This is a genomic window from Geodermatophilus sp. URMC 62, from assembly GCF_052931475.1.
Map to the genome: position 1 here is coordinate 3,225,744 of NZ_JBRFHY010000001.1, position 13,619 is coordinate 3,239,362.

A 13,619-nucleotide genomic window follows, 5' to 3' on the forward strand; every position below is an offset into this window, starting at 1 on the left:
CAGGGACACCTACGCAGTTCGGCTCGGAGGGGTGGCCTCGAGGAACCGGAGGACGGCGAGCACCCGACGGTTGACGTCGGGCTCCTCGCTCACGCTGAGTTTGGCGAACAGCGCGTTGGTGTGCTTCTCAACTGCCCGTTCGCTCACGTACAGTGCGCGGGCAATCGCGGCGTTGCTCTTGCCGGTGGCCATCTCCCGCAGCACGGCGAACTCACGCTCGGAGAGCGCGGCAAGGGGCGAGCGGTCCTCGTCCTGGCGGCGGGTCACGAGTGCCTCCACCACGTGCGGATCCAGCGCGGAACCGCCACGGCACACCGCCTGCAGCGCGGCCACGAGCTCGTCGAGGCGGGCGAGCCGCTCCTTGAGCAGGTAGCCCAGCCCCGCCACGCCGCCGGACAACAGGTCCATGACGTCGTCGGGCTCGGCGTACTGGGACAGCACGACCACGCCGGTGCCGGGATGGTCGTGGCGGATCTGCTTGGCCGCCTGCAGGCCCTCGTCGGTCCAGGTGGGGGGCATGCGGATGTCGGTGAGCACCGCGTCGGGTTCGGTCGCCCGAACGGTTCGCAGGAGTGACGGACCGTCCTCGGCCAGCGCGACGACCTCGACGTCCGCGGCCTCGGCGAGGAGCGCCGCCGTGCCCTGGCGGACCAGGAAGTTGTCATCGGCGAGCACCACCCGCAGGGCCATTGCGGAACCGTATCGGCGGGGGCGGCTCGTATCACCCCCTCGGGGCGCCAGCACCCGCGGCCCGGAGGCTCGCTTCCGCCCGATCGTGGTGCTCGCAGGCTGCTGCCGCTCCTCCGGTCTTCCTAGCGTCCTCGTCACGTTGCACGTCCGCTGCCACGACGACGAAGGGGCAACGATGATCGAGATCCGCAACCTGACCAAGGTCTACGGCCCCACCCGCGCGGTCGACGACCTGACCGTGACCGTGCACCCCGGGATGGTGACGGGGTTCCTCGGCCCCAACGGGGCAGGGAAGTCCACGACGATGCGCACCATCGTCGGGCTGGACCGTCCCACCGGCGGGGAGGTCCTCGTCGCCGGACGGCGCTACGCCGACCACCCGGCCCCGATGCGCGAGGTCGGGGCCCTGCTGGACGCGAAGGCCACGCACCCGGGGCGCAGCGCGGTCACGCACCTGCGAGCTCTGGCCGTGACCAACGGCATCGGCCGGGGCCGCGTGGACGAGGTCCTCGGCATGGTGGGCCTCGGGGAGGTCGCCGACCAGCGCGTCGGTGGGTTCTCCCTCGGCATGGCGCAGCGCCTGGGCATCGCCGCCGCTCTTCTCGGCGACCCCGCCGTCGTCCTGCTGGACGAGCCGGTGAACGGGCTGGATCCCGACGGCATCCGCTGGATCCGCCGGTTCCTGCGCGGCCTGGCCGCCGAGGGACGCACGGTCTTCGTCTCCTCCCACCTGATGAGCGAAATGGCGCTGACCGCCGACCACCTGGTCATCCTGGGCCGTGGGCGGTTGCTGGCCGACGTCTCGATGGAGGACATGACCGCATCCGCATCGGGACGGGTCCGAGTCCGCAGTCCACGGGCCGAGGACCTCTCCCGCCTCCTCTCGGGGAGCGACGCAGGGATCACGCAGGCGGGAGCCGACGTCCTGTCGATCGCAGGGCTCACCAGCACGGAGATCGCGGAGACTGCACTCGCGGCCGGGATCCTGCTGACCGAGCTCACCCCGGTCCACGCCTCGCTCGAGGACGCCTACCTGGCGCTGACCGCGCACGAGACCCAGTACCGGGCCGTCACCCACGACCGCACCGACCCCTGGAGGGCCGCCGCATGACCACCACCGACCGCCCTGCGACCGGAGTCGCTGCCGGCCGCGTCTCCGGCCTCCGGGTCACTCGACGCCGAGTCGTGGCCGCGGAGGGCATCAAGCTGCGCAGCACGCGCTCCGTCCGCTGGCTCCTGGTCGTCAGTGTGCTGAGCATCGTCGCGGCGGCCCTGTCCGCCGCCCTGACGGCCACCCTCGCCGACGTCCCGCCGCCGGATGGCGGCGGTGGCGGGACGGACCCGCTCGGCGCCGCGCTGACCGGCGTGAGCTTCACCCAGGTGCTGGTCGCCGCCCTCGGGGTCCTCGTCGTCACCAGTGAGTACAGCACCGGTCTCATCCGGGCCACGCTCACCGCCGTGCCGCAGCGACTGTCCGTGCTGTGGGCCAAGACCGTCGTGACGGCGGTCGTCGTCTTCGTCGCGATGCTGGCGGCCGCACTCGTCTCCTTCTCCGCCGCACAGGCCGTCACGTCCTCGGACGTGAGCATCTCGCTGGGCGACCCGGGAGTGCTCCGAGCGCTCGTTGGCTCCGCGCTGTACCTCGCCGTCACGTCGGTCCTGGGGGTCGCCTTCGGTTGGCTGCTGCGCAGCGCGATCGGTGCCATGGCGGCTCTGTTCGGCCTGCTGTTCGTGGTGCCCCTCCTCGGCATGCTGCTACCGCAGACCGAGCCGTACCTCCCCACCAACGCCGGCTCCGCGATCATGCAGATCGGCTCCCTGGACGGGGTCTTGTCGCCCTGGGCCGGCCTCGGCGTCTTCAGCCTCTATGCCGTGATCGCGCTCAGTGCTGCCGCCGCTGCGTTGGTCCGCCGCGACGCCTGAACGCGCCCCATGGCGCCGCGCAGGTGCCTCCGGCCTCGTCGTCCTCACCGGTCGCCTGCTCGGCGGTCGGCTCGGCCACCGACCTCTCGACCACCCACCTGGAGCCCGTCATGATCACCACCCACAGCCCACCACCGGGCCCGCCTGCGCAGCCGGCCACCCGGCGACGTGCGGGGCTCGCCATCGTCGGGACGGTCATGACCGCTCTGGGTGGCATCGCGGCCGCGGCCGCAACCGCCGTGATCGTCGCCTTCGGAGTGAGCGGCACGCTCGACTCCGGCACCCACAGGGTGTCCACCTCCACGGCTGCGCTGCTCACCGACGTGGCCGCGATGGAGGACATCGAGGACATCGAGGGCATCGCCGGCATCACCGGATCGCCCACCCTCCGGGTGTCGGCGACCAGCACGGGTCCGGCCGGGGTCTTCATCGGGGTGGGACCGGCCGACGCGGTCGCCGAGTACCTGTCCGGAGTGGCCGTGGACCGGGTCACCGACCTCTCGGTGGACCCCTTCCGCTTCAGCGTCATGCCGGAGCCGGGCGCGGCGGCGGCGTCGCCGCCGGGCGAACAGGACTTCTGGGTCGCCTCGGCCACCTCGCGCTCGATCGCCGACCTCGACTGGCCCGTCCAGGACGGCGCCTACCGACTCGTCGTGATGAACGCCGACGGCGCCCCCGAGCTGACCAGCACGGCCCAGGTGCAGCTGGAACTGCCGAACGCCTTCTCCATCTCGCTGGCGGTGCTGATCGGCAGCGGGATCCTCGCCGCGGCCGGAGTCGCGTTCCTGGTCGTGGCCCTCCTCCGCGGCCGACGGCGCCCATCCGTCTAGCGCCGGGTGCACCGATCGGCGTCCGCCTGTCCGCACATGCACGCGCCCTCGAAGGAGTCCGGCCGTGACAGGTCCGACGACCCAGCAGCCGCCCGTCCCACAGCCTCCGCCGTCCAGCCCGCAGGCGCTCATCGCCAGCGACGACGGGCCAGACCCCGACGGTGCTCCGGCGCTCGACACCTCGGACGTCTTCCACGACCGGCTGTTCCTGCTTGGCGTTGTGGCGCACCGGCGGACGCTCGTCGGCCGTCCTGGACGCGTCCTCACCGCGGTGTCGACCTCCCGCTCACCGCCCGCGGTGCTGGCCGTCGCGGGCGTCAGGCCGCTGGGCGCCGGAGTGCCAGCACCCCCGGGCAGGGCGGCTGCCACGAGGCCAGCGCCCGTGCCACCCGTGCCAGGAGGGCGGCGACCTGCCTGGGACCGGCACCGCAGGCGGCCGAGGATGGGTGACGCCCACACCTCGCGGACACGTCAGGGAGTCGTCATGAACCTCCCCACCCACCAGCCTCCGGCGGCGACGGTCGTGCCGGCCTTCTTCGTGAAGCAACGGATCACCGTCATGGTCAACCGCTACGAGATCGTGGCCGCCAACCCCGACGGGAGTGAGGGAGACCTGCTGGCCTTCGCCGAGCAGAAGCGGATGCAGCTCAAGGAGGAGGTCACGTTCTACGCCGACCAGGCGAGGAACCGCCGGTTGTTCTCCTTCAAGGCACGACAGGTGCTCGATGTCTCAGCCCAGCACGACGTCCACGACGAGAACGGCGCCGTGCTGGGCAGCTTCAGCAAGGACTTCGCCGCCAGCCTCGTGCGCTCGACGTGGCACCTGTCGGCACCCGGAGTGGAGGCGGTCGGCCAGGAGCGCCGTCCCGCCGTCGCCGTCCTCCGCCGGGTCTGGGACTTCCTGCCCGTCGTCGGCGATGTCTGGGTGCCCTTCGTCTTCCACTTCGACTTCGTGGACACCGTCACGGGCGCCACCGTGATGGTGAGCGAGCGGCAGAAGACAGTGCAGGACCGGTACACGGTGACGGTGCCGGACCCGCGGCTGGACTTCCGCCTGGCCGCCGCGATGGCCGTGGCCCTGGACGCGCTGCAAAGCCGCTGACAGGGGAGACGCTGACAGGGGAGACGATGCGCGCCGGGCCCAGGGGTGACGACCTGCCCGGCGCGCTCCGGCACCTGCTCCGGCGCTGCGGGCCCTGCCGGTCCACTCGGCAGTCACCGCACCGGCGCAGTCCGGCGTGCTCAGGGCCCTGGGCCGGGCACGCCGCCTCGTTTCGTCGCGGCTGCGATGAGCAGGGCTGCGGCTCCGTCCGTTCGTGCGCCGTCCCCGGTGACGAACCGATCCAGCGCCAGCCCACGCAGCCCGCTGACGAGCAGGGTGGCGCGGGCTTCGGCCGATGCGGGGTCCTCGCCCAGGTCCCGGACCAGTGCCTCCGCGATCGGCGCGACCCAGTCGCGCACCGCCGCCACCGCGTACTGCCGGTAGCTGCCGGCTCGGGTGAGCGCCAGGGCCATGACCTCAAGCAGGATTCGCACCCGCGGTCGCTGCGGCCCTCCGCCGGTCAGGTCTGCCCACAGCCTGCCGGCGAGCGACGCGACGTCACCTTCGTCGAGTGCCAGCGCTGCGACGTCCGGTCGAGACCACTCGAGCAGACGTCCCACCAGGGACTCCTTGTCGCCGAAGTGGTGCAGCAGCATCCGGTCGCTGGTGCCGAGGGCCGCAGCGAGCGGGCGCAACGAGAGGTCGGCCACGCCGTGCTCGGCCAGATAGGGCAGGGCGCGGGAGAGGAGGTCCTCGCGGCGCCGGACATCACGAGGGCGTGGCACCCCTTGAGTGTAGCGATCGCTACGTCTACGGTCTGCCGCATGACGGGCAACGGACTGCACTATGTGGCCTTCCTCCACCTCACCGCCCTGCCGGCGTGGTTGACCCTGTCCCGCGAGCAACGACAGGAGGTCGTCGGACGCGACGTCGAACCCGTGCTCGCCGCCCACCCCGCCGTCCGCGTCCGGTGGGTCGACGTCGAAGCGTTCAGTGCGGAATCGTCCGATGTCCTGATCGCCGAGACCGACGACCTCCGGGAGTGGAACCGGCTGGTGGAGGCGCTCCGAGACACCTGTCTGTTCGCCGATCCCCTGTTCCGGCTCGACCGAGTGCTCGTCGGGGCGGAGGACGGCTTCCGCGACTACGAGCACCCAGCGGACTGACCGCACCTCCGTGCAGGGCGGTGTCACGGCGAGGCCGACGGATCGCCGGAGGCGCCGACGCCGCACAGTGCAGGCACCGTGCCACGCCCGGCCGCGAAGGGCGTCGTGGCGGGCGGCCGGGGCGTCCATGCCGGGGAGGTCCGAGCGGCACGTGCGGGCGGTGGCGACCCGAGCCGGACGGTCATGTTGCCCTGGTGCCAGTCGAGGACGCCCACGCAGAGCTCCGTCTTGGCAGCCGGCGGAGGTTCTGGCGGTCGCACCGGTGGTGGTAGGGCTGCATGGTGACCGGTGAGAGCCCGGCCAGGCCGCCGTGTCGGCACTCGGCCAACCATGGCCTGCTGAGTCGGGTGACTGACGTGCGAGCTGCAACAGCGCGTGGAGCGGGTGACCGGGATCGAACCGGCATGGCCAGCTTGGAAGGCTGGGGCTCTGCCATTGAGCTACACCCGCGAGGTGCTGGCCCAGCCTAGCGGGCCGGGTCGATAGCTTCCTGACGTGACCGACGCCACGTGGCTGGACGCCACCGCCTCCGCCGATCTCGTCCGCGGGGGAGAGGCCAGCCCCACCGAGCTCGTCGACGCCGCCATCGAGCGCATCGAGCAGACGAACCCGCAGCTGGACGCCGTTCTGCGCGACCGGTTCGACGCCGCGAGGGAAGATGTCAGGAGCGACCTGCCCGACGGCCCGTTCCGCGGCGTCCCGCTGCTGCTCAAGGACATGGGCGCGCACATGGCGGGGGAGGAGACCGCCTACGGCCTCGCCCCGCTGCAGCAGGCCCGCATACGCTGGCCCCGCGACAGCCACCTCGCCACCGCCTTCAGGCGAGCCGGCTTCGTCGTCCTCGGCCGCACCAACGTCCCCGAGCTCGGCACCACGGTCACCACCGAGCCCGCGGCCAACGCCCCGGCCCGCAACCCGTGGGACCCCACCCGCTCCACTGGCGGCTCCAGCGGCGGCTCGGCCGCGGCGGTCGCCTCGGGGATGGTGCCGGTCGCGCACGCCAGCGACGGCGGCGGCTCCATCCGCATCCCCGCCGGCGAGTGCGGCCTGGTCGGCCTCAAGCCCACCCGCGCCCGCGTCAGTCAAGGCCCCGACGTCGGCGAGGGCTGGGCCGGCGCCACCGTCGACGGCGTCGTCACCCGCACCGTCCGCGACGCCGCCGCCGTCCTCGACGTCATCGGCCGGCCCGTGCCCGGCGACCCCTACGCCGCCCCGCCGCTGCCGCGCCCGCTGCGTGAGGAGGTCGGCGCCCCGGTCGGCCGGCTGCGCGTCGGCCTGCTCGTCTCCCCGCCCGACGAGCGCTGGCTCGACGACCCCGAGTGCCGCACCGCCGTCACGACGACCGGCCGACTGCTCGAGGACCTCGGCTGCGCCGTCGAGGAGGCCGGGCCCGACGCCTTCTTCGAGGACGCCTTCCAGCGCTACTTCAACGCCACCATCGCCGCCGACACCGCCCGCACGATCGCCGACCGCGAGCAGCTGATCGGCCGCGAGATCGCCGACGACGAGATCGAGCCCCGCAACGCGCGCTACCGGACGGTGGGCAACCGCATGACCGCCCCCGACTACCTCGCCGCCCGCGCCTGGCTGGCCTCCTGGTCGCGCCGCATGGCCGCCTTCTGGACGCCGGCCGAGGACGGCGGGCAGGGCTTCGACCTGCTGGTCACCCCGACCGTCGGGGCCCCGCCGCCGGAGCTGGGCTGGTTCACCGCCGCGGGCCCGCGCGAGGAGGGCCGCCGCATCGGCTCCTTCATCCCCTGGACCGCCCAGCTCAACGTCACCGGTCAGCCCGCCGTCAGCCTCCCGCTGCACACCACCGGCGCCGGGCTGCCGGTAGGCGTCCAGCTCGTCGCCGCCACCGGCCGCGAGGACCTGCTGGTCCGCGTGGCCGCGGCGCTGGAGGAGGCCGCGCCGTGGGCAGACCGGCGTCCGGCGGTCGTTGCCGGTGGGCGCGCCTAGACTCGCTGCCGCCACGGGGTGTGGCGCAGCTTGGTAGCGCACCCGCTTTGGGAGCGGGGGGCCGTGGGTTCGAATCCCGCCACCCCGACCCCGCCCGCGACGTCTCTAGACTCGGGGGTCGACCGGCGCCGGTCCCTGGCGCCTCCGGAAATCCGTCCTATCGAGGAGCACTGCGCGTGAAGAGCACCATCGAGGAACTGGGCCCCACGCGGGTCCGGATGGCGATCGAGGTGCCCTGGGGGGACCTGGACCACGCCTTCGGCGAGGTCTACAAGGAGCTGGGCAAGCAGGTGCGCGTCCCCGGCTTCCGCCCGGGCAAGGTGCCCAACCGGGTCCTCGACCAGCGCATCGGCCGCCCCGTCGTCCTCGAGCAGGTCGTGCAGCACGCGATCCCCGAGGTCTACTCCGAGGTCGTCCGCGAGAACTCCGTCCACGTCCTCGGCCAGCCCGACATCGAGGTCACCCGCCTCGACGACAACGACACCCTCGCCTTCACCGCCGAGGTCGACGTCGCCCCCAAGCTCGAGCTGCCCCCGCTCGACGAGCTGGCCGTGACCGTCGACGACGTCGAGGTCACCGACGAGGAGATCGACCAGCAGGTCTCGGTCATGCGCGAGCGGTTCTCGATGCTGACCGGCGTCGAGCGCCCCGCCCAGGACGGCGACTTCGTCTCCCTCGACCTCGAGGCCCGCGTCGACGACGAGGTGCTCGAGGACGGCACGACCAGCGGCATGTCCTACGAGGTCGGCTCCGGCTCGCTCATGGAGGGCCTCGACGACGCCGTCCGCGGGCTGTCCGCCGACGGGACCGCCACCTTCGACACCGAGCTGCAGCAGGGCCCGCACGCCGGCCGGACGGCGCAGGTCACCGTCACCGTCCGCTCGGTGAAGGCCAAGGAGCTGCCCGAGCTCGACGACGAGTTCGCCTCCACCGCCAGCGAGTTCGACACCCTGGCCGAGCTGCGCGACGACGTCCGCACCCGGCTGCAGCGGGTCAAGACCATGCAGCAGGGCACCCAGGCCCGCGACAAGCTGGTCGAGCACCTGCTCGGGGCCGTCGAGGTCCCGATCCCCGACGGGCTGGTCGACCGCGAGATCGAGTGGCGCAACCGGGCGATGGAATCCGAGCTGCAGCAGGCCGGCATGGACTGGGACGCCTTCGTGCAGATGTCCGGCGTCGAGAGCCGCGAGGCCTACGAGGCCGAGCAGCGGACGCAGATCGAGGAGGCCATCCGCACCCAGTTCGTCCTCGACGCGATCGCCGACGCCCGCGAGATCACCGTCGACAACGACGACCTGTCCGCGCAGATCATGGCCCAGGCCTCGCGCAGCCGGATGAGCCCCGAGCAGTACGCCCAGCAGCTGCAGCAGGGCGGCAACATCGCCGAGTTCGTCGCCGACGTCCGCCGCACCAAGGCCCTGGCCCAGCTGCTCGAGCAGACGACGATCACCGACGCCTCGGGCAACGTCGTCGACCTCGACGCGCTCCGCCCGCAGACGGTCCCGGCCCCCGCGGCCGACGCCGGCACCGAGGACGCCGAGACCGACGACGTCACCGACGAGATCACCGGGACGGACGCCGACGACGCGCCCGACGCCGAGGTGCAGACCGCGGTCGCCGTCGAGGCCACCGAGGGTGCCACCGAGGACAGCGGGGACGTCGCCAAGGGCTGAACCCGCCGCACCCACGTGCAGACGCCGTCCTCCCCTGCAGCAGCGGGGGAGGGCGGCGTCCGTCGTCCCGGGCACCGCTCGCCCGGGCGCGCTGCGCCGACGGCGAACAGGCCCCCGCGCCGGGACTCCCGGCCCGGGGGTGCGCGTTAGGGTCGACGTGACTCGGGGTGGGCGCCGGGGGTACGGCCCGCACGGGCCGTCCGGCCCCGCTCCCACGAGCCCGCCCATCGAGACCGACTGCTCTCCCAGTCCTACGGAGGTCACCACACCCGTGAGCACCGACCCGAACCTGGCGACCTCCCCGCTCATGCGGGGCGGCGCCGGGGGGATGAACCTCAACGACTCGGTCTACGAGCGTCTCCTGCGCGAGCGGATCATCTTCCTGGGCACCCAGGTCGACGACGTCATCGCCAACCAGCTGGCCGCGCAGATGCTGCTGCTGTCGGCCGAGGACCCCAAGCAGGACATCCACCTGTACATCAACTCGCCCGGTGGCTCGGTCAGCGCCGGCATGGCCATCTACGACACGATGCAGTTCATCGACTGCGACGTCGCGACCTACGGCATGGGCCTGGCCGCGTCGATGGGCCAGTTCCTGCTCACCGCCGGCACCAAGGGCAAGCGCTACGCCCTGCCGCACGCGCGGATCATGATGCACCAGCCCTCGGCCGGCGTCGGCGGCACCGCCGCGGACATCGCCATCCAGGCCGACCTGTTCCGCCGCACGAAGAAGGAGCTCAACGAGCTCCAGGCCTACCACACCGGGCAGCCGATCGAGCAGATCGCGAAGGACTCCGACCGCGACCGCTGGTTCACCGCGCAGGAGGCCCTCGAGTACGGCTTCGTCGACCACGTCGTCAGCCGTGCCGCCATGACCGACAGCACCAACCCGGTCACCGACAACTGACGGTTCGGAGGAACTGACATGAGCTTCGAGATGCCCTCCAGCCGTTACATCCTCCCCTCCTTTGTGGAGCGGACCAGCTACGGCATGAAGGAGTCCAACCCGTACAACAAGCTCTTCGAGGAGCGGATCATCTTCCTCGGGGTGCAGATCGACGACGCCTCGGCCAACGACGTGATGGCCCAGCTGATCACGCTGGAGTCGGCCGACCCCGACCGCGACATCACGATCTACATCAACTCGCCCGGTGGCTCGTTCACGTCGCTGATGGCCATCTACGACACGATGATGTTCGTCCGGCCCGACATCCAGACCGTCTGCATGGGCCAGGCGGCCTCCGCCGCCGCCGTCCTGCTCGCGGCCGGGACCCCGGGCAAGCGGCTGGCGCTGCCGTACTCGCGGGTGCTCATCCACCAGCCCTCGGGTGAGGCCGGCGGTCAGGTCTCCGACCTGGAGATCCACGCCGCCGAGATCGAGCGGGTGCGCACGCAGATGGAGGAGATCCTCGCGCGGCACACCGGCCGGTCGGCCGAGCAGGTCCGCTCCGACATCGACCGCGACAAGATCCTGACCGCGACCGAGGCCAAGGAGTACGGCATCGTCGACGAGGTCATCCAGAGCCGGAAGCTCAACGCGCTCCCGGCATGACCATCGCCGTTCCCCGGGCGGTGCGGCTCGGGTCCGCGCGTGTCGCGCGCTCGACCCGTACCGTTCGGGGTGCAGTGCCGGGAGTGGCGTGCGGTCCGGCGGCCCTCGGCGCACCGGGGCGTCGCAGCCCCACGGCGCCGTCGGCGGCAGGTAGCGTCGGGAACCGTCCGATCCCCGGACGGCGACGCCGGGAGGTCACCCTCGCGGCACCCGCCGCCAGCGGGGCCGAGTACGAGCAGGTCAGTGACACACATCCGCAGGTCCGGTCTCCGCAGGACCTGCTTCCCCGAGGTGGAGGTCAGCAGGTGGCACGAATCGGTGAGAGCGGTGACCTGCTCAAGTGCTCGTTCTGCGGCAAGAGCCAGAAGCAGGTCAAGAAACTCATCGCGGGCCCCGGGGTCTACATCTGCGACGAGTGCATCGACCTCTGCAACGAGATCATCGAGGAGGAGCTCTCGGAGTCGTCGGACCTGAAGTTCGACGAGCTGCCCAAGCCCCGCGAGATCCACGACTTCCTCGAGCAGTACGTCATCGGCCAGGAGAAGGCCAAGCGGACCCTCGCCGTCGCCGTCTACAACCACTACAAGCGGGTGCAGGCCGGCGGTGAGCGCGCCGGCCGTGACGAGTCGGTCGAGCTCGCCAAGTCCAACATCCTGCTGATGGGCCCCACCGGGTGCGGCAAGACCCACCTGGCGCAGACGCTGGCACGGATGCTCAACGTCCCCTTCGCCATCGCCGACGCCACGGCGCTGACCGAGGCCGGCTACGTCGGCGAGGACGTCGAGAACATCCTGCTCAAGCTGATCCAGGCCGCCGACTACGACGTCAAGCGCGCCGAGACCGGGATCATCTACATCGACGAGGTCGACAAGATCGCCCGCAAGAGCGAGAACCCGTCGATCACCCGCGACGTCTCCGGTGAGGGCGTGCAGCAGGCGCTGCTGAAGATCCTCGAGGGGACGACGGCGTCGGTGCCGCCGCAGGGTGGCCGCAAGCACCCGCACCAGGAGTTCATCCAGATCGACACGACGAACGTGCTGTTCATCGTGGGCGGTGCCTTCGCCGGCCTGGAGAAGGTCATCGAGCAGCGGGTCGGCAAGCAGGGGATCGGCTTCGGCGCGGAGATCCGCGGCAAGAAGGAGATCGAGGCCTCCAGCGCGTTCGCCGAGGTCATGCCCGAGGACCTGCTGAAGTTCGGGATGATCCCCGAGTTCATCGGCCGGCTCCCGGTGATCACCAGCGTGCAGGCCCTCGACCGCGAGGCGCTGATCAGCATCCTCACCGAGCCGAAGAACGCCCTGGTGCGCCAGTACCGGCGGCTGTTCGAGCTCGACGGCGTGGACCTGGAGTTCAGTGACGACGCCCTCGAGGCGATCGCCGACCAGGCCATCCTCCGTGGCACCGGCGCCCGCGGGCTCCGCGCGATCATGGAGGAGGTGCTGCAGTCGGTCATGTACGAGGTGCCCAGCCGCGACGACGTCGCCTCCGTGATGATCACCAAGGAGGTCGTGCTGGAGCACGTGAACCCGACGATCGTGCCCCGCAAGCCCACCCGCGAGCGCCGCGAGAAGAGCGCCTGACGCACTGACGTCCCGCCGAGCGAGCCCGTCCCCGACCCCGGGGGCGGGCTCGCTCGCGTCGGTGGTCCGGAGCGTGTGCGCCCGATCCCCGTTCCGGCGCTCCGAACAGGGCGCCGGCATACACCCTCCGGTCGGGCGGCGACCCCGACAGTGAGCTGGCACGCTGGCGGAGGTGCGCGCCCTCACCGCCCTGCCCGACGCCGCGCGCGCAGCGTTCCGCGCCCGCGTCTCGGGCGACCCCACCGGCGCACCGGAGTGGGTCCGCGACATCGCGCGCGTGGGCGAGGGCCCCGGCTGGTTCGAGCCCGACGGCGTGGTGTGGCGGGTGCACGGCGACCTGTCCACGCTCGTCGGCGGGGTCGCCGCGCTGCTCGGTCAGGCGGCGCACCCCCTCGCGCTCGCCGGCGTGCAGCGCCACTCCGCCTACCGCGAGGACCCGTGGAAGCGGCTGGCCGGCACCGCCCGCTGGCTGGTGGTGAGCACCTTCGGCTCCGCCGAGCTCGCCGGGCGCGAGGCCGCCCGGGTGCGCGGGATGCACACCCGCGTCCGCGGGCGCGTCGACGGCCGGCCGTACTCCGCGTCCGACCCGGTGCTGCTGCGCTGGGTGCACCTGGCCTTCACCGACGCCTTCCTCGCCGCCCAGCGGGCCGTCGGGCAGGACCTCACCGCGCGCTTCGGGCGGGGCTGGCCCGACGTCTACGTCGGCGAGTGGGCGCGCAGCGCACGGGAACTGGGCGCCACCGACCTCCCGGCCAGCGCCGCCGAGCTCGCCGAGGCGCTCGCTGCGTACCGGCCGGAGCTGGCGCCGGTCCCCGGCGAGCTGCGCGCCTTCCTCGCCGCCCCGCCGGGGCTGAGCCCGCCCGAGCGGGTGTTCTACCGGGGCCTGTCCGGCGCCGCAGCGCACCTGGTCTCGCCCACGGTGGCCGGGTGTGCCGGCGTGCCCGGCCGCGACCGCGGTGGCGCCGCCCAGCTCACGGTGACCCGGCTGCAGCTGCGGGCGCTCCGCCTCGCGCTGGGCGGCCGCAGCCCGTCGGAGGAGTCTGCCCGCTGGCGCCTGGGCCTCGGCCCGCCGCCCGACTGGGCCGCCGAGCCGGCCGCCTGAGCCGCCACGCGACGATCAGGGGACCTGATCATCGAGCGTCCTCCCTCACCGTGGAACGTGAGGGAGGACGCGTCACGATCAGGTCCCCTGATCGTGGCGCAC

The 13,619-nt window shown here is 72.4% G+C and carries 13 protein-coding genes and 2 tRNA genes; 12 read left to right on the forward strand and 3 right to left on the reverse strand.

From position 1 onward, the window contains the following. Window positions 1-9 precede the first annotated feature (9 nt). Window positions 10-690, reverse strand: a complete 681-nt coding sequence (locus tag ACU616_RS15770) for a response regulator (protein ID WP_446759388.1) — start codon at window positions 688-690, stop codon at window positions 10-12. A gap of 175 nt (window positions 691-865) precedes the next feature. Between ACU616_RS15770 and ACU616_RS15775 the strand changes: the two genes are divergently transcribed. The 4 genes from ACU616_RS15775 to ACU616_RS15790 all read left to right on the forward strand — a co-directional run bounded on the left by ACU616_RS15775 (window position 866) and on the right by ACU616_RS15790 (window position 4,545). Then, on the forward strand, window positions 866-1,801 hold the full coding sequence (locus ACU616_RS15775; RefSeq protein ID WP_446759389.1) for an ATP-binding cassette domain-containing protein: 936 nt from the start codon (window positions 866-868) through the stop codon (window positions 1,799-1,801). Continuing rightward, window positions 1,798-2,613: a hypothetical protein gene (locus tag ACU616_RS15780; protein ID WP_446759390.1), complete on the forward strand. Its 816-nt coding sequence runs from the start codon at window positions 1,798-1,800 to the stop codon at window positions 2,611-2,613. Before ACU616_RS15775 ends, ACU616_RS15780 begins: the two co-directional genes overlap by 4 nt. Window positions 2,614-2,810: 197 nt before the next feature. Beyond that, window positions 2,811-3,443 (forward strand): hypothetical protein, encoded by a 633-nt coding sequence (locus tag ACU616_RS15785; RefSeq protein WP_446759391.1) that lies wholly within the window; start codon window positions 2,811-2,813, stop codon window positions 3,441-3,443. Between the two features lie 484 nt (window positions 3,444-3,927). Beyond that, complete coding sequence (locus ACU616_RS15790; RefSeq protein WP_446759392.1) at window positions 3,928-4,545, forward strand: hypothetical protein; 618 nt, start codon at window positions 3,928-3,930, stop codon at window positions 4,543-4,545. Window positions 4,546-4,685: 140 nt separating this feature from the next. Here ACU616_RS15790 and ACU616_RS15795 read toward each other — a convergent pair whose 3' ends face one another. Continuing rightward, on the reverse strand, window positions 4,686-5,270 hold the full coding sequence (locus tag ACU616_RS15795; protein ID WP_446759393.1) for a TetR/AcrR family transcriptional regulator: 585 nt from the start codon (window positions 5,268-5,270) through the stop codon (window positions 4,686-4,688). A gap of 39 nt (window positions 5,271-5,309) precedes the next feature. On the opposite strand from ACU616_RS15795, the gene ACU616_RS15800 reads away from it, so the two are divergent. Then, a complete protein-coding gene (locus tag ACU616_RS15800) occupies window positions 5,310-5,651 on the forward strand; it encodes a darcynin family protein (protein ID WP_446759394.1) in 342 nt (113 codons plus the stop codon). Window positions 5,652-6,027: 376 nt separating this feature from the next. Here ACU616_RS15800 and ACU616_RS15805 read toward each other — a convergent pair. Next, window positions 6,028-6,101: transfer RNA gene (locus tag ACU616_RS15805), tRNA-Gly, on the reverse strand. Window positions 6,102-6,146: 45 nt separating this feature from the next. Between ACU616_RS15805 and ACU616_RS15810 the strand changes: the two genes are divergently transcribed. The 7 genes from ACU616_RS15810 to ACU616_RS15840 all read left to right on the forward strand — a co-directional run bounded on the left by ACU616_RS15810 (window position 6,147) and on the right by ACU616_RS15840 (window position 13,517). Next, a complete protein-coding gene (locus ACU616_RS15810; RefSeq protein ID WP_446759395.1) occupies window positions 6,147-7,610 on the forward strand; it encodes an amidase in 1,464 nt (487 codons plus the stop codon). Window positions 7,611-7,624: 14 nt separating this feature from the next. Then, window positions 7,625-7,698: transfer RNA gene (locus ACU616_RS15815), tRNA-Pro, on the forward strand. 88 nt (window positions 7,699-7,786) lie between these two features. Further along, window positions 7,787-9,283 (forward strand): trigger factor, encoded by a 1,497-nt coding sequence (gene tig / locus ACU616_RS15820; protein WP_446759396.1) that lies wholly within the window; start codon window positions 7,787-7,789, stop codon window positions 9,281-9,283. A 271-nt stretch (window positions 9,284-9,554) separates the two neighbouring features. Further along, window positions 9,555-10,190, forward strand: a complete 636-nt coding sequence (locus ACU616_RS15825) for an ATP-dependent Clp protease proteolytic subunit (protein WP_446759397.1) — start codon at window positions 9,555-9,557, stop codon at window positions 10,188-10,190. Between the two features lie 18 nt (window positions 10,191-10,208). Further along, entirely contained in the window at window positions 10,209-10,835 is a 627-nt protein-coding gene (locus tag ACU616_RS15830; protein ID WP_446759398.1) for an ATP-dependent Clp protease proteolytic subunit, read from the forward strand. 305 nt (window positions 10,836-11,140) lie between these two features. Beyond that, window positions 11,141-12,415: an ATP-dependent Clp protease ATP-binding subunit ClpX gene (gene clpX / locus ACU616_RS15835; RefSeq protein ID WP_446759399.1), complete on the forward strand. Its 1,275-nt coding sequence runs from the start codon at window positions 11,141-11,143 to the stop codon at window positions 12,413-12,415. 172 nt (window positions 12,416-12,587) lie between these two features. Then, a complete protein-coding gene (locus ACU616_RS15840; protein ID WP_446759400.1) occupies window positions 12,588-13,517 on the forward strand; it encodes an oxygenase MpaB family protein in 930 nt (309 codons plus the stop codon). Window positions 13,518-13,619: the final 102 nt, after the last annotated feature.

Coding starts and splice junctions, on each gene's coding strand:
- ACU616_RS15770 (WP_446759388.1), bottom strand. CDS start 690: ATGGCCCTGCGGGTGGTGCTCGCCGATGACAACTTCCTGGTCCGCCAG.
- ACU616_RS15775 (WP_446759389.1), top strand. CDS start 866: ATGATCGAGATCCGCAACCTGACCAAGGTCTACGGCCCCACCCGCGCG.
- ACU616_RS15780 (WP_446759390.1), top strand. CDS start 1,798: ATGACCACCACCGACCGCCCTGCGACCGGAGTCGCTGCCGGCCGCGTC.
- ACU616_RS15785 (WP_446759391.1), top strand. CDS start 2,811: ATGACCGCTCTGGGTGGCATCGCGGCCGCGGCCGCAACCGCCGTGATC.
- ACU616_RS15790 (WP_446759392.1), top strand. CDS start 3,928: ATGAACCTCCCCACCCACCAGCCTCCGGCGGCGACGGTCGTGCCGGCC.
- ACU616_RS15800 (WP_446759394.1), top strand. CDS start 5,310: ATGACGGGCAACGGACTGCACTATGTGGCCTTCCTCCACCTCACCGCC.
- ACU616_RS15830 (WP_446759398.1), top strand. CDS start 10,209: ATGAGCTTCGAGATGCCCTCCAGCCGTTACATCCTCCCCTCCTTTGTG.